This window comes from Pseudomonas sp. 10B238, from assembly GCF_000970615.1.
In the GTDB taxonomy this organism is placed as follows: domain Bacteria; phylum Pseudomonadota; class Gammaproteobacteria; order Pseudomonadales; family Pseudomonadaceae; genus Stutzerimonas.
Window position 1 is genome coordinate 63,823 of the sequence record NZ_KQ033931.1, and the last position, 20,138, is coordinate 83,960.

The window sequence follows — 20,138 nt, forward strand, 5'->3', positions numbered from 1 at the left end:
CAAACCGGCCCTTCCTTCTTTGCCGCCGAGCCGCTAAGGTCGCCGACCTTCTGAGGAGTCGGCATGCGCTACCTGATTTTCGTCACCCTGCTGTGGGCGTTTTCCTTCAACCTTATCGGCGCCTACCTCGCTGGCCAGGTGGACAGCTATTTCGCTGTGCTGACCCGCGTAGTGCTGGCCGGCCTGGTATTCCTGCCTCTGACCCGCTGGCGCGGCGTTGCACCGGGCTTCATAGCGGGCGTCACGCTCGTCGGCGCGTTGCAGTTCGGCGTCACCTACCTCTGCCTGTACCTGAGCTTCAACGTACTGACGGTCGCCGAAGTCCTGTTATTCACTGTACTGACGCCGTTGCACGTGACGTTGATAGACGACGCGTTGAACCGCCGTTTCTACCCCTGGGCGCTGGTAGCGGCCGCCGTTGCGGTATTCGGTGCCGGGCTGATTCGCTATGACGGCGTTTCTCGCGACTTTCTCGGTGGTTTCCTGCTGATGCAGTTGGCCAACTTCACCTTTGCCGCCGGCCAGGTTGGCTACAAGCATCTGGCACAGCGTTATCCATCCGATATTCCACTCCATCGTCGCTTCGGCTACTTCTTCATGGGTGCGCTGCTGATCGTACTGCCGGCCTGGCTACTGTTCGGCAACCCGGAAAAACTGCCCACCACAACCGAACAATGGGCAGTGTTGATATGGATGGGTGTGCTGGCCACCGCGCTCGGGCAGTTCTGCTGGAACAAGGGCGCCACTCTGGTGGATGCCGGCACCCTGGCGGTGATGAACAACATGGCGGTTCCTGTGGGGCTGGTGCTCAATCTGCTGTTCTGGGGCACGCAGACCAATCTTCTGCTACTGACGGTTGGCGGGCTGATCATCCTGGCCTCGCTGCAGATCAACCGGCTGGGTCACAAGCAGGCTCAATGACATTATGTAAGTTATTGTTATATGTGGATTTATCAGCGCAATAGGTAAGATAGCGCGCCCCGCATGGATGCATTTCTCAGTCAGTCGTCGAGAATCCCATGCGCTGTTACAGCCTGCTTCTGCTCGCCCTGCTTTTTCCTGTTCAGCTACACGCCGACGCTCCACGCACCTTTCGCGAGGCCAAGAAAATCGCCTGGCAGTTGTACGCCGAGCGACCCGTGGATTTCTATTGCCGCTGCGCCTTCAAGGGCAAACAGATCGACCTGGCCAGTTGTGGCTACATTCCGCGCAAGCAGCCCAAGCGTGCCGCGAGGGTGGAATGGGAGCACATCGTTCCCGCATGGGTGATCGGCCATCAGCGCCAATGCTGGCAGGACGGTGGACGCAAACACTGCACGTCTACCGACCCGGTGTTCAGCCAGGCCGAAGCGGATCTGCACAATCTGGTACCGGTGGTTGGTGAAGTGAACGGCGACCGCAGCAATTACGGCTTCGGCATGCTCAGCGAGAAGCCCAGCCAGTACGGCGCTTGCCCCTTCGTGGTGAACTTCAAGCAACGCACGGCCATGCCACCGGCCTACGCCCGCGGCGCCATTGCCCGCACTTACCTGTACATGAGCGAGCGCTACGGCCTGCGGCTGTCGAAGCAGGATCGCCGCCTGTATGACATATGGAATCGCCAATTCCCAATCGACGAGTGGGAACGGTGGCGCAACCGCAGCGTCGCCTGCGTTCAGGGCAACGCCAACCCATACATCGGAGCAGTCGATTTGCGGCGCTGCGGCCGTTCGCTTTCGCGTGCGGCCTCAGCACCTGGCCGAGAAGGTTAGCTGGCACACTTTGCCAAGCCGGGGCTCGCCGCGCTTACAGTTGCGGCTAACCCGGCAAGCACTGCATGCTGCCGGCTCTACCGTTAATCATGGCGACGCCAATGCAAGACCGTACGCTTTACGCAGCGCTGGGATCGGGTGTACTGCTGGCATTGATCTGTTCCGCTGTTGCACCCTACGACCGCGCAACCTGGCTGCTCGAGGTAGCGCCAGTGCTGATTGCCGCCCCACTGCTGATCTGGAGTCATCGGCGCTTTCCGTTGACCCACCTGCTTTATTGGGTGATCGCGATCCATGCGCTGGTGTTGATTCTTGGTGGCACCTATACCTATGCCCGCGTGCCGCCGGGGTTCTGGGTGCAGGACTGGTTTGATCTGGCCCGCAACCCTTATGACAAGCTGGGCCATTTCATACAGGGCGTAACACCTGCCTTGCTGGCGCGGGAAGTTCTGCTGCGTCGTCGCTTTATCGCCGGCGGCAAGATGCTGGGCTTTTTAGCGCTTTGCGTCGCGCTGGCATTCAGTGCCTTTTATGAGCTGATCGAATGGTGGGTAGCGCTTATCGCCGGCCAAGGTGCCGAGGACTTCCTGGGAACGCAGGGCGATCCATGGGATACCCAGTCGGACATGCTCATGGCGCTGATCGGCGCGGGGCTCTCTGTCACCCTTCTGGCGCGCATTCAAGACAAACACATCGCTCAGCTGGAGCGTTCGGGCAGGGCTGAGTAAGCCATGCTTTATCGTATTGGGGCCGATGCCGTGCTGATGCTGCACCTCGGCTTTATCCTCTTCGTATTGCTGGGGGGCTTGCTGGTCGCCTGGAAGCGCGGCTTTTTGCTGTTGCATCTGCCCGCGATGGCGTGGGGAATATTTGTAGAGCTGAGCGGGCGCCCCTGCCCACTCACCCATTGGGAAAACCTGCTGAGGCGGCTGGCAGGGGACGCAGGCTACGAGGCCGGCTTCGTCGAGCACTATTTGCTGCCGCTGATCTATCCGGCCTGGTTGAGCGTACCGGTGCAGTACCTGCTGGCCGCCGTGGTGGTCGTCGTCAACCTACTGATCTACGGGGGCCTGCTGTGGCGCAATCGTCACCGACACGCCGCAAAACGCTGAAGCCGTTTAGCCCGCGCTAGCAACCATACCATCGTAAGCATGGCTGAGCGCCTATAGGCTCAGTTCAAACGCGTCGCCATCGTGGTAGGCAGGAAACTTGCTGCGGAACTTGGCCAGATCGGCAGCGCGAAGTGAAGCGCGAAACACCCCATCGGCGTCACCGGCCTCCAGCAGCGGGTCACCGAGATAGTCCAGTACTTGGCTGTCACCACTGTAGGGGTAGCCTTTACCATCTTCCCCGACCCGATTCACCGCCGCGACATAGCAGAGGTTCTCGATCGCGCGTGCGGGCAACAGGCGATTCCAGGCATTACGCCGGGCTGCCGGCCAATTGGCCGTATAAAGGAGAAGGTCGGTGTCATGGGGATCGCGGCTCCACACCGGAAAGCGCAGGTCATAGCAGATCAGCGGGCGCACGTGCCAGCCGTTGAGTTCGAACAGAGCCTGTTTTTCGCCCGCCGTGTAGTGCTTATGCTCACCCGCCATGCGAAACAGATGGCGCTTGTCATAATGCAGAATTTCGCCGTTCGGCCGGGCCCAGAGCAGACGGTTGCGATGGCTACCATCGGCGGCCTCGATGATTACGCTGCCGGTGATCACCGCCTCCATACGGGCCGCCTGCTCGCGCAACCAGGCGTAGGTCGGGCCTTCTTCAGGCTCGGCGAGCTCGGCGGAGTTCATCGAAAAGGCCGTGGTGAACATCTCGGGCAACACGATCAAGTCTGCGCCGCGGGCGTCATCCAGCAACCCGATGAAGCGCTCACGATTGGCAGCGGCATCCTGCCAGACGAGCGTCGTCTGAATAAGGGCCAGTTCAAGGTCGGGTAAATTATTCAGATCGCGCATAGTCGTTCTGCTGCTTGGCGCAGCGTCTCCTCTCGTTTGGCGAAGCAGAAGCGGACGAGCCGCAACTCTGCAGGAGGCGTTTGGTAGAACACCGAAATCGGAATACTGGCCACACCGTGTTCACGGGTCAGCCACTCCGCCATGGCTACGTCGTCGAGATCCGGGCGAATCGCGGAATAATCGGCCAATTGGAAATAGGTGCCCGCGGCGCGCGTGAAGCGGAAGCGCGAGTTGGCCAGCAGATCGCAGAACAGATCACGCTTGGTCTGGTAGAACGCAGGCAGTTCCGCCAGATGCTCGGGATGCGCCGCCATGAAATCGGCAAGCGCCCACTGCAACGGGGTTACGCCGGTAAAGCTGACATATTGATGCACCTTGCGCAGCTCGTTGCTGAGCTCGGCGGGCGCAACTACGTATCCAGTCTTCCAGCCGGTGACGTGGTAGGTCTTGCCGAAAGAGCTGATGACGAAGGCGCGCTGATACAGCTCAGCATGACGCAACACACTGGCATGCTCACGGACGTCGAACACAAGATGCTCGTAGACCTCATCGCTGAGCAGATAGATGTCGCGCTCGCGGATCAGCGCCGCCAGACGGTCGAGATCATCGGCATTGATCAATGCACCGCTGGGGTTATGCGGCGTGTTCAGCACGATCAGTCGGGTGCGTGGGGTAATCGCCTCGGCGAGCTTCTGCCAGTCGATGGCAAAGTCCGGCAGGCTCAGCGCCTGATGCACACAGACGCCGCCGGCGAGTTCCACGGCAGGTTCGTAGCTGTCATAGCAGGGGTCGAAAACGATGACCTCATCGCCTGGGCGGATGACCGCGTGAATCGCACAGAAGATTGCTTGCGTCGCCCCGGGCGTGACCGTGACCTCGGCCTCGGCGCTGACCTGACGGCCATATAACGAGCTGACCTTGATTGCCACCTGCTCGCGCAGTGCCGGTAAGCCGGTCATTGGCGCGTATTGGTTGTGCCCTTCCATCACATGACGGGCAACCGCTTCGCGCAGCGCATCAGGCCCATCGAAGTCGGGAAATCCCTGCGACAAGTTTAACGCGCCGGTTTCAGCCGCCAGCTGCGACATGGTGGTGAAAATGGTGGTGCCGACATTGGGCAACTTACTGATGAGCATGACAGCCTTTCCGACAGGCCTGCCGTACGGGGCTTCGGCAGGGGAAAACAGAATAGCCGATCATGGCGGGCGGGTACGAGGGCGTCCGGGCCTGCGGCATTAGCTTCTGGAGTTGGGCGGGACCGGCAGGGTGAGCAGCGACCGGCACCCTAAGATACGCAGCGGTGTGATGATCGACGCAGGAGCGAAGATACTCGGCGATATCGCAATCGGCGAGGACACGAGTGTCGGTGCCGGAAGCGTGTTGCTGCAAGCCGTTTCACCGCACACGACCGTGGTCGACAACCCGTCCCGCCAAGTCGGCAAGCCGAGGCATGGACGACCGGCCTTGGACATGGACCAGTCGTTCGACGAGACCTGAGAAACTAGCGCTTGTCGCGGCGCTTCTTCTCGGCCTTCTTGTGGTGCGACATGAGACGGCGCTTCTTGTTTACCTGACGGTCGGTCAGGGTGTTCTTCTTGCCTTCGAAAGGGTTTTCGCCGCCCTTGTACTCGATACGGATGGGCGTACCGACCAGCTTCAGAACGCGTCGGTAAGTATTCTCCAAATAACGAGTGTAGGACTTGGGGATCGAGTCGACCTGGTTGCCATGGATAACGATTAGCGGCGGGTTGGCACCGCCCAGGTGTGCGTAGCGAAGCTTGATTCGACGACTGGCGACCATCGGTGGCGCATGCTCGCGAACCGCGTCTTCAAGGATCTGCGTCAAACGGCTGGTGGGCCATCGAGTCACGGCTGAAGCGAACGAGGCCTGCACCGACTTATACAAATTGCCAACGCCGGTGCCATGTTTAGCGGAGATGAAGTGGATGTCGGCGAACTCGACGAAGAACAACCGACGCTCCAGCTCGGTCTTCACATAGTCGCGCTCACTCGGCTCCATGCCGTCCCACTTGTTTAGTGCGATGACCAACGCGCGGCCGCTTTCCAGCACGAAGCCGAGCAGGTTCAGATCGTGTTCGACCACGCCTTCGCGGGCATCCATGACGAAAATCACGACGTTGGAATCCTGGATCGCCTGCAGCGTCTTGACCACCGAGAACTTTTCCACGGCCTCGAAGATCTTGCCGCGGCGACGCACACCGGCCGTATCGATCAGTGTGTATTTTTCGTCATCACGCTCGAAGGGAATGTAGATGCTGTCGCGGGTTGTACCGGCCTGGTCATAAACAATGACCCGCTCCTCACCGAGCATGCGATTGACCAGCGTCGATTTGCCCACATTGGGCCGGCCGATGATGGCGATCTTGATGCCATCCTTTTCGCTCGGTCCAGGGATGCGCTTGGGCTCTTCTCCTTCGGCAACCGCCTCGCCCTTTTCACCCTCGTCTTCGGCAACTTCGGCGTTGTCCTTGGGAAACACACCGAGTGCCTGCTCGAGCATATGGGTGATACCACGGCCATGGGCAGCGGCGATCGGCAGGGCGTCACCCAGGCCCAACGGGCTGAATTCCGCTCGGGCGATGTCTGGATCAATGCTGTCGACCTTGTTCGCCACGAGGAAGTGGCGCTTGTTCATCTTGCGCAGGTGCTCGGCAATCATCTGATCGCCAGGCGTCATGCCTGCACGCGCATCGACCATGAACATCACTGCATCAGCCTCTTGCATGGCTTGCAGGGACTGCTCGGCCATCTTGGCGTCGATGCCCTCCTCATCGCCGGTCAGACCGCCAGTGTCGATGACAATGTAGGTGCGGCCCTGCCATTTGGCCTCGCCATACTGGCGATCTCGAGTCAGACCAGCGTATTCGGCCACGATGGCGTCGCGGCTCTTGGTCAGGCGGTTGAACAGGGTGGACTTGCCGACGTTCGGGCGGCCCACCAGGGCGATTACGGGAACCATACGGCTCTCCACTGCGATATTTCAGAAAACACGAAGGCCGCTGCAAGGCAGCGGCCGAATATTTGTTGTTCCGTCTGGACGGAACAAGGCGCATGACGTGAGGCTGTCAATCCGCCTGGCGAATGGTCATCGCGACAAGCTTGCCATCGTTGCCGTAGGCATACAGCCAGTCACCTTCGACCACGGGTCGAGCTCGCACCCCGGCGCTATCGACGCGAGTTCGCGCGACGAAACGCCCATCAACTTGGCTGAGGAAGTGCAAATAGCCCTCCTTGTCTCCCACCACGACGTAGCTGGAAAAAACCGCCGGGGCGGAAAGCTGCCGACGTAGCAGCGAATCGTTGCTCCACAGCACGGTTGTCGATCGCTCATCGATGCCTAGCACCGTGCCGTCGGCTTGGCTCACGTAGACACTGCCATACCCCATCGCAAGGCCGGTCGCGGTGGACGCATCGCGTTGCCAGAGAATCCGACCGCTTTCGAGATCCAACGCTGCGGCGCGCCCCTGGAAGGAAGCGACATACAAGGTTCCGCCTGAAAGTAGCAGCCCGCCGTCGATATCGACTACGCGTTCAAGCTCGGAACGGCCTTGTGGAATGGCGACCCGCTGCTCCCAGATCGGCAACCCGCGACGGGTGTCCAGCGCCACCACCTTTCCACTGGAAAGGCCGGCGATTGCAAGTTCATTGGTCAGCAGTGGCGCTCCAGTACCGCGTAGCGTCAGCACCGCCGGCGAACTTTCGTAGCTCCAACGTTGCGCTCCGGTGTCGATTTCGAGCGCAATGACGCGATCATCCTGAGTCTGGACCACCACGACATCGCCGTTCACGGCAGGCGCAGCAAGCACCTCGCTGCTGACCTGGCTGCGCCAACGTTCTTCGCCGGTCGAAACATCCAGCGCCAACACTTCACCCCGTAGCGTACCTACCAGAACCAGACCATAGCCAGCGCCTACTGCACCGGAGATCGGGACCTCCAGGTCGTTCTTCCAGTTGACCTTGCCGGTCGTACGGTCCATTGCCACGACCAACCCTTCAACGTCGGCAGCAAATATCTCGTTACCGTAGACAACGGGAGTCAGCAGATTATAGGTCTCGCCCTGACCATCGCCGATGGAGCGGCTCCACTGTTCTTTCAGCTGGATTTCAGCATCAAACTTGACCAGTTCGGCGGGCTCGGGTTCTTTCTTGTCATTGCTGCTGCAACCCGCCACCAGGACGGCCAGGGCCAGCAATGCTGCAGTTTTCCAACGCATCAATTCACGCCTCTCCACGAGCCAGATCGTCAAGTTTCAGCTGCAGGCCACCAATTGCAGCATCCTGCGACAGCAATTCTTTCGCCTTGGAATAGGCAGCGTGGGCCTCGTCAGGACGCTCAAGCTTGACGAGCAGATCACCCCGCAACTCTTCGCGGCTGGCGGCAAATGCTTCAACCGCGTCGCCTTCCAATAGCGCGAGCCCTTCTTCGGCTTTGTCCTGAGCCGCCAGGATACGGGCCAAACGTTGGCGAGCCAGCTCTTCCAGAGTTTTGTCGGCAGGCTTGTCCAGCACCGCCTGCAACTCTGTTGCGGCCTCGTCGAGACGTCCGGACTCCACCGCCACCTTGGCGACGAAGAGGCTGCCGTACTGAGCGTAGTGAGAACCTGCAAATTCTTTCTGCAGCAGATTGCCCAAGCGCGAAATCTCGGCGGTATCTGCTTTCCCTTCTTCCAACGCGGCATTCAGCAACTGCTGGTAGATCGTCGAGGCGCTCTGGGCCTGATTGAGCTGGTGCTTCTGCCAGAACTGCCAGCCAAATACCAGCACCAGAGCGAGCGCGCCCCCCATCAGCAATGGTTTGCCGTTCCGCTGCCACCATTCCTTGATTTGCGCCAGTTGTTCTTCTTCGGTACCCGAGGTCACACTGTCACTCCTTACATTCGCTGAAATCGGACCTGTTTGCTCACGCCAAACAGGCAGCCAGACACTCGGGCAGAGCATCCCAGGCAATGCTTTGTTGCTCGCTATCGTCGCGCAGCGGCTTGCAACCTACCACGCGACCGGCCAGTTCGTCGTCACCCAGAATCAGTGCGAACCGGGCGCCGCTCTTGTCAGCTTTCTTGAACTGACTCTTGAAACTTCCGCCGCCCGCGTTGACCAGCAACCGCAGGCCGGGCAGCGCATCGCGCAATCGCTCGGCCAAGCCGAGTGCAGCCAGTTCGGACGCCTCACCAAAGGCACAGATGTAGGCATGGGCCGGCTGATTAAGCTCCTCAGGCACCAATTCGAGCGTCTCGAGTAGCAATACCAGACGCTCGATGCCCATGGCGAAACCTACGCCTGGCGTCGGCTTGCCGCCAAATTGAGTGACAAGCCCGTCATAGCGACCACCCGCACAAACGGTACCTTGCGAGCCCAGTTTATCGGTCACCCACTCGAACACGGTCCTGCCGTAGTAATCCAGGCCCCGCACCAGCTTGGGATTGATCTGGTAGTCGATTCCTGCCACTTCGAGACGGGCCTTGAGTCCCTCGAAATGCGTACGTGACTCTTGGTCGAGATAGTCATGCAAGGTCGGCGCATCAGCGAGCAGTGCTTGGGTCTGAGCGTTCTTGCTGTCGAGAATACGCAGCGGGTTGCTCGTCAGACGGCGCTGACTGTCTTCGTCGAGTTGCTCGAAATGCTGTTGCAGGTACGCCACCAGCGCGTCCCGATAGGTCGCCCTCGCCTCGCTGGAACCTAAGCTGTTCAGCTGCAGGGTGACTGCACCGGATAGGCCAAGCTTCTTCCAAAGTCGAGCCGTAAGCACGATCAGCTCGGCATCGATATCCGGACCCGGCTGATTGAACACCTCAACACCGATCTGGTGGAACTGACGATAGCGGCCTTTCTGTGGCTTTTCATAGCGGAACATGGGCCCCGCATACCAGAGTTTCTGTACCTGCCCGCCCCCAGTCATGCCATGCTCGAGCACCGCGCGCACGCAACCGGCAGTGCCCTCAGGACGCAGCGTCAGTGATTCCTCGTTACGGTCTAGGAAGGTATACATTTCCTTGTCGACCACGTCGGTCCCCTCACCGATCCCACGGGCGAACAGATCGGTGAACTCAAGAATCGGCAGACGAATCTCGCTGTAACCGTAGCTATCGAGCAGCTGTGCGAAGGTGGTCTCGAGGTAGCGCCAGACCGGCGTTTGGGCCGGCAGAATATCGTTCATGCCACGAATGGCTTGCAGGGACTTGCTCAATTCGTTTCCTTAGTTCAGCTGCGCAGAATCAGCGCAGCGTCTGTCTCGACTTTTTCCGCAGCCTTGCGACGAATCAGCTGCTCCAGTTCATCGACCAGATTGTCGTTGCTCAATTTCTGTGCCGGCTTGCCATCGATATAGATGAGGTTGTTCGGCGATCCGCCGGTAAGGCCGATGTGCGCCTCTTTCGCTTCCCCAGGACCGTTAACGACGCAGCCGATCACCGCGACGTCCATAGGCACAAGCAAATCATCAAGCCGGCCCTCAAGTTCGTTCATGGTCTTGACCACGTCGAAGTTCTGGCGTGAGCAACTCGGGCAGGCGATGAAATTGATCCCGCGTGAACGTAGACGCAGCGACTTGAGAATGTCGAAACCGACCTTGATTTCTTCTACCGGGTCGGCTGCCAGCGAAATGCGGATGGTGTCGCCGATGCCTTCGGCGAGCAACATGCCTAAACCCACCGACGACTTCACCGTACCCGAACGCAAGCCACCGGCTTCGGTAATGCCCAAGTGCAAAGGCTGCTCGATTTTGTCAGCCAAGAGACGATAGGCAGCCACAGCCATGAACACGTCAGATGCCTTAACGCTGACTTTGAAATCCGGGAAGTTCAGCCGGTCGAGATGCTCGACATGGCGCAACGCAGATTCCACGAGCGCTTCGGGTGTTGGCTCGCCGTACTTTTTCTGCAGATCCTTTTCCAACGAACCGGCATTGACGCCAATGCGGATCGGGATGCCGCGGTCCCGCGCTGCTTCGACGACGGCGCGGACACGGTCTTCGCGACCGATATTACCTGGGTTGATGCGCAGGCAATCGACACCAAGCTCGGCGACGCGTAGAGCAATCTGATAGTCGAAATGAATGTCTGCTACCAACGGCAAACTGACGCGCTGCTTGATCTTGCCGAACGCTTCGGCTGCTTCCATCGAAGGTACTGACACACGCACGATGTCAGCTCCGGCATTCCCTAGCCGCTCGATCTGGGCAACCGTGGCATCCACATCGCAGGTTTCGGTATTGGTCATGCTTTGTACGGCGATAGGCGCATCGCCGCCGACCGGTACGTTGCCTACCCAGATTTTTCGAGTAGGGCGACGCTTGATAGGGGACTCACTATGCATGATTACTGTCCGAGCTTTAGACGCGCAGTCTCGCCGCGCGTTTTGCCAGAAAGATTGACGGCTTCACCGTTGAAGCTGACCTGCACACCAGACGCAAAGCCCAGATGCAGATCTAGCGGGGTTTCACCGACCAGGGTGCGACTGCTGCCAGCCTTGGCGAGGCCGCTGTAGAGAACTTCGCCGTTCGCATCGGTAACCCGTGTCCAACAATCCGCCGTGTAGTCCAAGGTCAAACGGCCCTCCCCCGGTGCGACCGCCTCCACCTCGGCGACCTGGGCTGGCGTGGCGTCGGCCTCCGCAGCGGCCGGCGCCTCATTGGAAGGTGCAGTCTCGTCCTGTTGCAATGGCATTTCAGCTGTCGTTTCGACTGCCGGCTGCGCATCTGACTGCAACGTTTCGGTGTTGGCTACTTGGGCCTCGTCGCCGGTTACCGATGGGATCGGATTAATCGGTTCCTCGATTACGGGCTCAACAGGCTCCTCAGCTCGGTCGAGCAGATGAATCTCGGTGGTACCGTCTGCAGCCTCGACCTCAATTCGCTCAAGCGCGGAGACCGACGGGCCCGACTCGGTACGTGCCGAGCGATCCTGCCACCACAAGAATGCACCTACGCCGATTACCAGTGTCAGGATGAAGGTAAAGAAGCGCACCATGCTGCGCGATAGGCGCACGGGCTGATCAATGTGACCGAGGCTATTGACGCTACTGCCCGTTGCATCCGTACCGGTATGTTGGTCGAACTGCTGTACCAGACGATTCTGGTCCAGACCCAGAAGCTTGGCGTAAGCACGAACGTAACCGCGGGCAAATGTGTGACCAGGCAGCTGACTGAAGTCACCCGCCTCGATCTGGGTGAGCGATCGTTCCGACAGATTAAGCTGCTTGGCTACCGAAGAGAGAGACCAGTTTTTGCCTTCGCGTGCGGCGCGTAACGTTTCGCCAGGGTTGGCCAGGGCCGTCGGGGCAGCGGCTTCAGAATGGGGCGCTATCATCGTTGCTCCGAAAGAAACTGTTGATATTCAGGCGTCCCCGGATACAGGCGCTTGAGCTGCAAACCCAGGCTTGCCGCCTGATCGCGGTCCTGATGGATTTTCGCCAAACGGATGCCCAGCAACAGACTGCGGGCATTCTGCTCGGAAAGACTGCTGAAACCGTCGTAGTAGCGTTTTGCAGGAACGTACTGCTTGTCTTCATACGCCATCATGGCCAGTTCGAGCAGTGCGCGTGGTTGCCGACTATCGAGGCGCAGGGCGCGAGTGAAATAGGTTTCGGCCTGCTCTCGCTGACCTAGCATCAATGCGGTCATGCCCATGTTCTGAAAGACATGGGAGCGCCCAGAATAGAGATTATCTTCGGCTGCCTTTGCGAAACGCTCCATCGCTTCGGGATAGCGCTTCTGCTCGAAAAGGAAGCTGCCGTAGTTATTAAGGATACGGGCGTCATTTTGGCCAGACAGGGCCTTGCGGTAATGCTCGTCTGCCAACTGATTTTCCATCTCGTTTTGGAATACCAAGGCCAATGCCGCGTGGGCATCTGCACTGTTTGGATCCAACTCGAGCGCTTTGCGTAGCGGAGATTTGGCACGAGAAGCCTCGCCTTGCTGCAAATAACCGATGCCAAGCTGAATATAGGCATCTCGCGCTTCGTCGCGACCTTCAGAGGTACGCATCGGATTTACCGACCCGGAAGATACGCAGCCAACCATTAGGCTGGCGAGCACAAACAGCAGCGCGACGCGCAAGGTCATCAAAATCCCCCTCAGGAACGGTTCGTAGCAATGGGCGCCGTCACTGGCTCGGATTGCAGCTGGCGCACTGCGATATAGCGCTCGCTTCGGCGTGTTCTATCCAACACCTGCCCGACCAGCTGGCCGCAGGCCGCATCGATATCCTCACCGCGAGTAGTACGCACCGTCACATTGTGCCCGGCTTTGTGCAGGATGTCCTGAAAACGACGGATCGCATTGTTGCTAGGCCGCTCATATCCGGAATGCGGAAAGGGGTTGAAGGGAATCAGGTTGATCTTGCAGGGAATTTTCGCCAGTAGCGCGATCATCTGCTCCGCATGTTCAGGCTGATCGTTGACGCCCTGCAGCATCGTGTATTCGATCGTTAGAACACGCTTTTCGCCCAGATTGGAAATATAGCGCTGACAAGCCGCGAGCAGCATCTCCAACGGGTATTTCTTGTTGATCGGGACCAACTGATCACGCAATTCATCATTCGGTGCGTGCAGTGACAGCGCCAGCGACACGTCGATGACCTTGGACAGTTCTTCGATCATCGGCACCACGCCTGATGTCGAAAGCGTCACCTTGCGCTTGGATATACCGTATCCGAGGTCGTCCATCATGATTTGCATGGCGGCTACGACATTATCGAAGTTGAGCAAGGGCTCGCCCATGCCCATCATGACGACATTGGTGATGGCGCGATCAACCTTCGCCGGTATCGTGCCGAACGACTTGTTGGCAATCCACACCTGACCGATTACTTCGGCAGCGGTGAGGTTGCTATTGAAACCTTGCTTGCCCGTCGAGCAGAAACTGCAATCCAACGCGCAGCCTGCCTGGGAGGAAACGCAGAGCGTGCCCCGTCCACCTTGGGGAATATAGACAGTTTCCACACAGCTACCCGAAGCCACCCGCACCACCCATTTGCGAGTGCCGTCGGTGGAAATGTCTTCGCTTACAATTTCGGGGCCGCGGATCTCGGCAGAGGCCTTGAGCTTTTCGCGCAAGGCCTTGCCAATATTGCTCATGGCATCGAAGTCATCGACGCCAAAGTGGTGAATCCATTTCATGACCTGACCGGCACGAAAGCGCTTCTCCCCTATTGAATCGAAGAAGCTTTCCAGCTGAGGCTGGGTCAGCCCCAGCAGATTTACTTTACCGGTAATCGGAGTCATCTGGATTCACCTTCGCCTGATCAGCGAATGCGGGCACACACTTCGGTGGCAGAGAAGAAGTAGGCGATTTCGCGAGCGGCGGACGCCTCGGAGTCGGAACCATGAACAGCGTTCTCATCGATAGAGACCGCGAAATCGGCGCGAATAGTGCCAGGAGCTGCTTCCTTCGGGTTGGTAGCGCCCATCAGCTCACGGTTTTTGGCGATCGCGTCTTCACCTTCTAGAACCTGAACGATGACCGGACCAGAAACCATGAAAGCGACCAGATCTTTGAAGAAACCGCGCTCGCTGTGCTCGGCATAGAAACCGCCCGCTTCACGCTCGGACAACTGGACCATCTTCGAAGCGACGACGCGCAGACCAGCCTTCTCGAAACGAGAGGTGATTTCACCGATAACATTCTTGGCGACGGCATCAGGCTTGATGATGGAGAAAGTGCGTTGCAGGGCCATTTGAAACTCCAGAAAACGATAGGTTAAAGCGAACGAGTAAACCCGCGAATTATACGCGGGTCACGACGAAAAATATAAGGGTAGCCTCAAGCCTGAACTTGACCACAATAAGCAGTCAGCGCCGGTTAATTCTGTAACAGTGTCCAGCGGGCGGCGTGCGATTAGGCTTCTTCGATCCAGGCCGCCTGTATGGCTTCCAGAACCTTTTCGCCGCCGCGCGTCGGATCGTCAGAAAAACCCGGTAGCTCGACAACCCAACGATGCAGTTCGACGAAATTCACGTAGCGGGGATCCACGTCAGGCTTGCGCTCAGCCAGCTCAATCGCGATATCCAATACGTCAGACCATTTAAGCGCCATGATTCACCTCGCCTTAATGACCTTCGGACACTTGATTGATGGTGTACTTCGGAATCTCGACCACCAGGTCGATATCCGCGACAGCAGCCTGACAGGACAGCCTGGACGTAGGCTCGAGCCCCCACGCTTTGTCCAACATGTCATCTTCCAGCTCGTCGGAGGCTTCCAGAGAAGCAAAGCCCTCGCGGATCACCACATGGCAGGTGGTGCAGGCACAGGATTTTTCACAAGCATGCTCGATATCGATGCCATTTCGCAGCGCAGCGTCGAGCACCGTTTCACCGGGCTGAGCATCTACTACCGCCCCTTCCGGACAATGGTCGGCATGAGGCAGGAAAACAATCTGCGGCATCTGGTTCAATCCTCGATATCGTTAAGCCGCCGTCCGGCCAACGCGGCCTTGACGGTGGAATCTAGTCGGCGTGCTGCAAAAGCATCCGTAATCTGGCTAAGACGCTTGACTTGGCGTTCGATGGCGAGACCATCCTGACTATCAAGAAGACCACGCAATTCGTGCACCTGCGACTTGATCGCCGCGCGCTCTTCATCATCTAGCAAACGCTCGCCATCAACCGCCAATGCGCCCTCAACCGCCTCAAGCAATCGCTGCGCATCGACCAACTGCTCACGAAGCGCTCGGGCCGTTTTGTCTTCACTGGCCTTATGAAACGAATCTTCCAACATGCGAGCAATCTCACCATCAGTCAGCCCATAAGACGGCCTCACCTGGATACTCGACTCGACGCCGGACGCCAGCTCACGCGCCGATACACTGAGCAGGCCGTCCGCATCGACCTGGAAGGTGACACGGATCTTCGCCGCCCCGGCCACCATTGGCGGGATGCCCCGCAGCTCGAAGCGAGCCAAAGACCTGCAATCGGCAATGAGCTCACGCTCGCCCTGCAGCACATGAATCATCATGGCCGTTTGGCCGTCTTTGTACGTGGTGAACTCCTGGGCTCGAGCGACCGGAATGGTGGTATTGCGCGGAATGATCTTTTCCATCAGACCACCCATTGTTTCCAGCCCGAGCGACAGAGGGATCACATCCAGCAGCAACAGCTCCTCTCCATCGCGATTGTTGCCGGCCAGCGTCTCAGCCTGAATTGCTGCACCGATCGCGACCACCTGATCGGGATCGATATCGGTCAGCGGATCCTGGCCAAACATCTCTCCAACCCGCTCACGAACCCGCGGCACACGAGTAGAGCCGCCGACCATCACCACCGCATGGACCTCTTCCAGCTCTACAGACGAATCACGCAGCGCGCGCCTGCACGACTTGAGACTGCGAGCGATCATCGGATCGATGAGTTCGTTGAACATGGCACGTGTCAGAACGCCCTGCCAACCGGCGTAGCGTACTTCGACAGCTTCGGTTTCGCTGAGCTGCTCCTTGGCATCACAGGCAATTTTCAGCACTTCACGCTGGGTGCCCGGATCGAGATCCTGTGAGGCACCAGCCTTAGCCAGAATCCAGCCAGCAACTGCATGATCGAAGTCATCCCCACCTAGCGCTGTATCGCCACCAGTAGCCAGCACCTCGAACACACCCTTGGTCAGACGTAGGATGGAAATATCGAAGGTGCCGCCCCCCAGGTCATAGATCGCCACGACCCCTTCAGCTTCGCGGTCCAGACCATAGGCAACGGCGGCGGCAGTAGGCTCGTTTAGCAGGCGCAGCACGTTGAGATTAGCGAGACGCGCAGCATCCTTGGTCGCTTGACGTTGCGCATCATCGAAATATGCCGGCACCGTGATCACCGCACCGACCAGCTCGCCCCCCAACACTGCCTCCGCACGCTCACGCAACGCGCGAAGTATCTCCGCAGAGACCTCTACCGGACTTTTCGCGCCCTGCACCGTCTCGATGAAGGGCATCTGTGATTGCCCCTCACTGAATCGATACGGCAGCTGCCCACCCAGTTGCTTCACGTCACCAATACCGCGCCCCATCAAACGCTTGACGGACAGAATGGTATTCAACGGATCGCTGGCAGCAGCAGCTTTCGCCGCCCGCCCCACCTCAACCTGAGCGCTGTGATAACGCACAGCGGACGGCAGAATCACCTCTCCATCTGCATCGGCCAACGGCGCCGTAACGCCACTACGCAGGGCTGCAACGAGTGAATTGGTAGTGCCCAGATCTATGCCAACCGCCAGGCGACGCTGGTGAGGTTGCGGGCTTTGTCCGGGTTCAGCTATCTGAAGTAAGGCCATGTCTGTCTGATATCGGGCGCAGCGTCTGGCGCTACGCGGGGTTAATCGTCGAGGCGCTCTTCTAACTGGCGCACTTCCTGGGACAGCTTGTCGAGGAATTGCATGCGGCGCACCAGCCGTTCCGCCTCCTCGCGCTGCGACTCATCCCGCCAGATGCCGGCGAAAGAATCATTGAGATTTTGCTGAGCCACTTTGAGGCGAGCCTTGAAGGAAGCTACGCCTGCGATATCGGCATCGTCTTGCAACTCCTCGAGCTCTTCGCGCCACTGCATCTGCTGCATAAGGAAAGCGGGATCCTGAACGGTCGCCTCCAACGGCATCTCGCGACCTTCGAGCGTCAGCAGGTAGCGAGCCCGACGCGACGGGCTTTTCAAGGTCTGATAGGCCTCGTTCAGATTCGTCGAGCGCTCGATTGCGTAACGCTGCTCGGCCTCACCAGCATCAGCAAACCGGTCGGGATGAACCTTACGCGCCAGCTCGCGGTAACGAGACGACAGCATCCCCGGATCGATATCGAATGTCGGCTGCAGCTCGAACAGCGCGTAGTGACAGGGAGTTCCCACAGCGTCCTCAGATGTTGAAGCTTTCGCCGCAGCCGCATTCGCCACGCACGTTAGGGTTGTTGAACTTAAAGCCCTCGTTCAGCCCCTCGCGGACAAAGTCGAGCTCCGTCCCGTTGAGGTACACGAGGCTCTTCGGATCGATGATCACCTTCACGCCATGGCTGTCGAAGACCGAGTCCTCTGCAGCTGCTTCATCGACGAACTCAAGCACGTAAGCCAGGCCGGAACAGCCGGTGGTACGTACGCCCAACCGGACCCCAAGCCCCTTGCCGCGCCCTTCCAGAGAACGGCGCACGTGATCGGCAGCAGCGGTTGTCATGCTGATAGCCATCGATACCCCCTTAGGCCTGCGGCAACCCTTTTTTCTCACGGTAATCGCGAACGGCCGCCTTGATGGCATCTTCTGCCAGTACCGAGCAATGTATTTTGACCGGTGGCAGCGCCAGCTCTTCAGCGAGCTGGGTGTTCTTGATGGTTTCCGCCTCTTCCAGCGTCTTGCCCTTCATCCACTCAGTGGCGAGAGAACTAGAAGCGATGGCCGAACCGCAACCGTAGGTCTTGAACTTGGCATCTTCGATCACGCCCTGCTCGTTGACCTTGATCTGCAGGCGCATCACATCGCCACACGCCGGAGCGCCGACCATGCCGGTGCCGATGGAAGGATCCTCAGCGTCGAACTTGCCGACATTGCGGGGATTTTCGTAATGGTCAATGACCTTGTCACTGTATGCCATGGTGCAATCCTCATTGAATCAGGCTATGCGGAACTCGACCGTTCGAATCAGTGGGCTGCCCACTCGACCTGCGAAATATCGACGCCATCCTTGAACATGTCCCACAAGGGTGAAAGCTCACGTAGTTTCGTTACCGCCTCGCTGACTTTCTGCGCGGCGTAATCGACTTCCTCTTCGGTGGTGAAGCGACCGAAAGTGAAACGGATCGAGCTGTGTGCCAGTTCGTCATTGCGACCCAGCGCGCGGAGTACATAAGACGGCTCCAGCGAAGCAGAGGTACAGGCCGAACCAGAGGAAACCGCCAGGTCCTTGAGCGCCATGATCAGCGACTCGCCTTCGACGTAGTTAAAACTCAAGTTCAGATTGTGCGGCACCCGTGCGGTCATACTGCCATTTACGTACAACTCTTCCAGATGCTCAACCTGCTTGAAAAAGCGGTCGCGCAGCCGAGTGATACGCTCGTTTTCTACGGTCATTTCTTCTTTGGCAATGCGGAACGCCTCACCCATGCCAACCGACTGATGCGCAGCCAAAGTGCCCGAGCGCATACCGCGCTCATGCCCACCGCCATGCATCTGCGCTTCAAGACGTACACGCGGCTTGCGCCGCACATACAGAGCACCGACACCTTTGGGACCGTAGGTCTTGTGAGCAGAGAAGGACATTAGATCGACCTTCATCTTCTCCAGATCAATCTCCACCTTCCCAGTCGACTGGGCGGCATCCACGTGGAACAGAACACCACGCGACCGGGTGAGCTCGCCGATGGCGGCAATATCATTGATCGTTCCGATCTCGTTGTTCACGTGCATGATGGACACCAGCACGGTGTCGTCACGCAGCGCCGCCTCGACCATTGCTGGAGTGATCACGCCGTCTTCGCCTGGCTCAATGTAGGTCACTTCGAACCCTTCACGTTCGAGCTGGCGAGTCGTATCAAGAACGGCTTTGTGCTCGATCTTGCTGGTTACGATGTGCTTGCCCTTGGACGCATAGAAGTGCGCCGCGCCTTTGATTGCCAGGTTATTCGACTCGGTCGCGCCAGATGTCCAGACGATTTCGCGAGGATCAGCATTGACCAACTCGGCGACCTGACGGCGCGCATTCTCGACGGCTTCCTCGGCTTTCCAGCCAAAAGCGTGAGAGCGCGACGCCGGATTACCAAAGTTGCCTTCGGCAGTCAGACATTCGACCATCTTCTCGGCCACGCGAGGATCGACCGGCGTAGTAGCGGAGTAATCCAGGTAAATCGGCAACTTCATCAGGTATCTCCTATCAGGCTGTCGTCCTGCTCATTCGATGGCGGACGCTTCAATCTTATCCAGTTGCGGAGTCTGGCTATTGGCGCGGCGCATATCCTGACGCAGAGCCACTTCTTGAACCTCGCGGCGCTTCACCAGATCCGCCAGACTGATGCCACTCAAAAATTCGTGGATCTGCTGACTCAAATCGCACCAGAGATGGTGGGTCAGACAGGTGTCTCCCGAATGACAGTCACCCAGCCCCTGGCAGCGTGTTGCATCTACCGACTCGTTGACCGCGTCGATGACTTGTGCGACCTGAATGCCCGCCATTTCACGCGAGAGCTGATAGCCACCACCTGGCCCGCGAACACTGGTCACCAGGCTGCCACGACGCAACTTGGCGAACAGCTGCTCGAGATAGGAAAGCGAGATGCCTTGCCGCTCGGAAATATCCGCAAGGGATACCGGCCCGTGTTGCGCATGCAGCGCAAGGTCGAGCATCGCAGTGACGGCGTAACGGCCTTTGGTAGTCAATCGCATCGGTTCGCACCAAGCATCATGGTTTGAGGCAAGTATGCAATACCCGACTATTTAGATCAACTATAAGTCCCATTAAAT

Annotated in this window: 23 protein-coding genes and 1 pseudogene; 5 read left to right on the forward strand and 19 right to left on the reverse strand. The window is 58.6% G+C overall.

Translation table 11 applies throughout. The features are described 5' to 3' along the window. Positions 1–63 precede the first annotated feature (63 nt). From RT21_RS08800 to RT21_RS08815, 4 genes are all read left to right on the forward strand, one after another. Positions 64–921: a carboxylate/amino acid/amine transporter gene (locus tag RT21_RS08800; protein ID WP_046162447.1), complete on the forward strand. Its 858-nt coding sequence runs from the start codon at positions 64–66 to the stop codon at positions 919–921. A 98-nt stretch (positions 922–1,019) separates the two neighbouring features. Next, positions 1,020–1,751, forward strand: a complete 732-nt coding sequence (locus RT21_RS08805; RefSeq protein WP_046162448.1) for an endonuclease — start codon at positions 1,020–1,022, stop codon at positions 1,749–1,751. A 101-nt stretch (positions 1,752–1,852) separates the two neighbouring features. Continuing rightward, the gene (locus RT21_RS08810; protein ID WP_046162449.1) at positions 1,853–2,479 is read left to right on the forward strand and encodes a DUF2238 domain-containing protein; all 627 of its coding nucleotides are present in this window, start codon (positions 1,853–1,855) and stop codon (positions 2,477–2,479) included. Between the two features lie 3 nt (positions 2,480–2,482). Next, positions 2,483–2,863, forward strand: coding sequence for a DUF2784 domain-containing protein (locus RT21_RS08815; protein WP_046162450.1), 381 nt, complete (start codon positions 2,483–2,485; stop codon positions 2,861–2,863). 51 nt (positions 2,864–2,914) lie between these two features. Here the strand turns inward: RT21_RS08815 and RT21_RS08820 are convergent, their stop codons facing one another. Together RT21_RS08820 and RT21_RS08825 are read right to left on the reverse strand one after the other, a co-directional pair. Next, a complete protein-coding gene (locus RT21_RS08820; RefSeq protein WP_046162451.1) occupies positions 2,915–3,709 on the reverse strand; it encodes an amidohydrolase in 795 nt (264 codons plus the stop codon). Beyond that, on the reverse strand, positions 3,697–4,845 hold the full coding sequence (locus tag RT21_RS08825) for a pyridoxal phosphate-dependent aminotransferase (RefSeq protein ID WP_046162452.1): 1,149 nt from the start codon (positions 4,843–4,845) through the stop codon (positions 3,697–3,699). The genes RT21_RS08820 and RT21_RS08825 overlap by 13 nt, the downstream gene beginning before the upstream one ends. Before the next feature lie 112 nt (positions 4,846–4,957). On the opposite strand from RT21_RS08825, the pseudogene RT21_RS08830 reads away from it, so the two are divergent. Continuing rightward, positions 4,958–5,206: pseudogene (locus RT21_RS08830) on the forward strand (serine O-acetyltransferase); the annotation flags it as partial. Positions 5,207–5,210: 4 nt separating this feature from the next. Here the strand turns inward: RT21_RS08830 and der are convergent. The 17 genes from der to iscR form a co-directional block, all read right to left on the reverse strand. Further along, entirely contained in the window at positions 5,211–6,689 is a 1,479-nt protein-coding gene (gene der, locus RT21_RS08835) for a ribosome biogenesis GTPase Der (RefSeq protein ID WP_046162454.1), read from the reverse strand. Between the two features lie 106 nt (positions 6,690–6,795). Further along, the gene (gene bamB / locus RT21_RS08840) at positions 6,796–7,944 is read right to left on the reverse strand and encodes an outer membrane protein assembly factor BamB (protein WP_046162455.1); all 1,149 of its coding nucleotides are present in this window, start codon (positions 7,942–7,944) and stop codon (positions 6,796–6,798) included. 4 nt (positions 7,945–7,948) lie between these two features. Then, positions 7,949–8,590, reverse strand: a complete 642-nt coding sequence (locus RT21_RS08845; protein ID WP_046162456.1) for a YfgM family protein — start codon at positions 8,588–8,590, stop codon at positions 7,949–7,951. A 40-nt stretch (positions 8,591–8,630) separates the two neighbouring features. Then, the gene (hisS, locus tag RT21_RS08850) at positions 8,631–9,914 is read right to left on the reverse strand and encodes a histidine--tRNA ligase (protein ID WP_046162457.1); all 1,284 of its coding nucleotides are present in this window, start codon (positions 9,912–9,914) and stop codon (positions 8,631–8,633) included. A 14-nt stretch (positions 9,915–9,928) separates the two neighbouring features. Continuing rightward, positions 9,929–11,041, reverse strand: a complete 1,113-nt coding sequence (gene ispG, locus RT21_RS08855) for a flavodoxin-dependent (E)-4-hydroxy-3-methylbut-2-enyl-diphosphate synthase (RefSeq protein ID WP_046162458.1) — start codon at positions 11,039–11,041, stop codon at positions 9,929–9,931. A gap of 2 nt (positions 11,042–11,043) precedes the next feature. Further along, complete coding sequence (locus tag RT21_RS08860) at positions 11,044–12,033, reverse strand: RodZ domain-containing protein (RefSeq protein WP_046162459.1); 990 nt, start codon at positions 12,031–12,033, stop codon at positions 11,044–11,046. Then, entirely contained in the window at positions 12,030–12,788 is a 759-nt protein-coding gene (gene pilW, locus RT21_RS08865) for a type IV pilus biogenesis/stability protein PilW (protein WP_046162460.1), read from the reverse strand. The genes RT21_RS08860 and pilW overlap by 4 nt, the downstream gene beginning before the upstream one ends. Positions 12,789–12,799: 11 nt before the next feature. After that, a complete protein-coding gene (rlmN, locus tag RT21_RS08870; protein ID WP_045425253.1) occupies positions 12,800–13,948 on the reverse strand; it encodes a dual-specificity RNA methyltransferase RlmN in 1,149 nt (382 codons plus the stop codon). A 20-nt stretch (positions 13,949–13,968) separates the two neighbouring features. Beyond that, positions 13,969–14,400, reverse strand: a complete 432-nt coding sequence (ndk, locus tag RT21_RS08875) for a nucleoside-diphosphate kinase (RefSeq protein WP_021209485.1) — start codon at positions 14,398–14,400, stop codon at positions 13,969–13,971. 161 nt (positions 14,401–14,561) lie between these two features. Continuing rightward, positions 14,562–14,759: a Fe-S cluster assembly protein IscX gene (gene iscX / locus RT21_RS08880; RefSeq protein WP_045425251.1), complete on the reverse strand. Its 198-nt coding sequence runs from the start codon at positions 14,757–14,759 to the stop codon at positions 14,562–14,564. A 13-nt stretch (positions 14,760–14,772) separates the two neighbouring features. Beyond that, positions 14,773–15,111, reverse strand: a complete 339-nt coding sequence (fdx, locus tag RT21_RS08885) for an ISC system 2Fe-2S type ferredoxin (protein ID WP_045425250.1) — start codon at positions 15,109–15,111, stop codon at positions 14,773–14,775. A gap of 5 nt (positions 15,112–15,116) precedes the next feature. After that, a complete protein-coding gene (gene hscA / locus RT21_RS08890) occupies positions 15,117–16,979 on the reverse strand; it encodes a Fe-S protein assembly chaperone HscA (RefSeq protein WP_045425247.1) in 1,863 nt (620 codons plus the stop codon). Positions 16,980–17,020: 41 nt separating this feature from the next. After that, positions 17,021–17,542: a co-chaperone HscB gene (hscB, locus tag RT21_RS08895; protein ID WP_045425246.1), complete on the reverse strand. Its 522-nt coding sequence runs from the start codon at positions 17,540–17,542 to the stop codon at positions 17,021–17,023. A gap of 7 nt (positions 17,543–17,549) precedes the next feature. Then, entirely contained in the window at positions 17,550–17,873 is a 324-nt protein-coding gene (iscA, locus tag RT21_RS08900) for an iron-sulfur cluster assembly protein IscA (RefSeq protein ID WP_045425245.1), read from the reverse strand. Between the two features lie 10 nt (positions 17,874–17,883). Beyond that, positions 17,884–18,276, reverse strand: a complete 393-nt coding sequence (gene iscU / locus RT21_RS08905; RefSeq protein WP_045425243.1) for a Fe-S cluster assembly scaffold IscU — start codon at positions 18,274–18,276, stop codon at positions 17,884–17,886. 47 nt (positions 18,277–18,323) lie between these two features. After that, entirely contained in the window at positions 18,324–19,538 is a 1,215-nt protein-coding gene (locus RT21_RS08910) for an IscS subfamily cysteine desulfurase (RefSeq protein WP_046162461.1), read from the reverse strand. Between the two features lie 30 nt (positions 19,539–19,568). Beyond that, positions 19,569–20,060 (reverse strand): Fe-S cluster assembly transcriptional regulator IscR, encoded by a 492-nt coding sequence (iscR, locus tag RT21_RS08915; protein WP_045425239.1) that lies wholly within the window; start codon positions 20,058–20,060, stop codon positions 19,569–19,571. Positions 20,061–20,138: the final 78 nt, after the last annotated feature.

Bases quoted from the DNA above. Each gene is read 5' to 3' on its own strand.
- iscU (WP_045425243.1), bottom strand. From the start codon at position 18,276: ATGGCATACAGTGACAAGGTCATTGACCATTACGAAAATCCCCGCAAT.
- RT21_RS08815 (WP_046162450.1), top strand. From the start codon at position 2,483: ATGCTTTATCGTATTGGGGCCGATGCCGTGCTGATGCTGCACCTCGGC.
- der (WP_046162454.1), bottom strand. From the start codon at position 6,689: ATGGTTCCCGTAATCGCCCTGGTGGGCCGCCCGAACGTCGGCAAGTCC.
- RT21_RS08825 (WP_046162452.1), bottom strand. From the start codon at position 4,845: ATGCTCATCAGTAAGTTGCCCAATGTCGGCACCACCATTTTCACCACC.
- ispG (WP_046162458.1), bottom strand. From the start codon at position 11,041: ATGCATAGTGAGTCCCCTATCAAGCGTCGCCCTACTCGAAAAATCTGG.
- RT21_RS08910 (WP_046162461.1), bottom strand. From the start codon at position 19,538: ATGAAGTTGCCGATTTACCTGGATTACTCCGCTACTACGCCGGTCGAT.
- iscX (WP_045425251.1), bottom strand. From the start codon at position 14,759: ATGGCGCTTAAATGGTCTGACGTATTGGATATCGCGATTGAGCTGGCT.
- ndk (WP_021209485.1), bottom strand. From the start codon at position 14,400: ATGGCCCTGCAACGCACTTTCTCCATCATCAAGCCTGATGCCGTCGCC.
- rlmN (WP_045425253.1), bottom strand. From the start codon at position 13,948: ATGACTCCGATTACCGGTAAAGTAAATCTGCTGGGGCTGACCCAGCCT.
- RT21_RS08800 (WP_046162447.1), top strand. From the start codon at position 64: ATGCGCTACCTGATTTTCGTCACCCTGCTGTGGGCGTTTTCCTTCAAC.
- iscA (WP_045425245.1), bottom strand. From the start codon at position 17,873: ATGGCTATCAGCATGACAACCGCTGCTGCCGATCACGTGCGCCGTTCT.
- iscR (WP_045425239.1), bottom strand. From the start codon at position 20,060: ATGCGATTGACTACCAAAGGCCGTTACGCCGTCACTGCGATGCTCGAC.
- pilW (WP_046162460.1), bottom strand. From the start codon at position 12,788: ATGACCTTGCGCGTCGCGCTGCTGTTTGTGCTCGCCAGCCTAATGGTT.
- RT21_RS08820 (WP_046162451.1), bottom strand. From the start codon at position 3,709: ATGCGCGATCTGAATAATTTACCCGACCTTGAACTGGCCCTTATTCAG.
- bamB (WP_046162455.1), bottom strand. From the start codon at position 7,944: ATGCGTTGGAAAACTGCAGCATTGCTGGCCCTGGCCGTCCTGGTGGCG.
- RT21_RS08860 (WP_046162459.1), bottom strand. From the start codon at position 12,033: ATGATAGCGCCCCATTCTGAAGCCGCTGCCCCGACGGCCCTGGCCAAC.
- RT21_RS08805 (WP_046162448.1), top strand. From the start codon at position 1,020: ATGCGCTGTTACAGCCTGCTTCTGCTCGCCCTGCTTTTTCCTGTTCAG.
- RT21_RS08810 (WP_046162449.1), top strand. From the start codon at position 1,853: ATGCAAGACCGTACGCTTTACGCAGCGCTGGGATCGGGTGTACTGCTG.
- fdx (WP_045425250.1), bottom strand. From the start codon at position 15,111: ATGCCGCAGATTGTTTTCCTGCCTCATGCCGACCATTGTCCGGAAGGG.
- hscA (WP_045425247.1), bottom strand. From the start codon at position 16,979: ATGGCCTTACTTCAGATAGCTGAACCCGGACAAAGCCCGCAACCTCAC.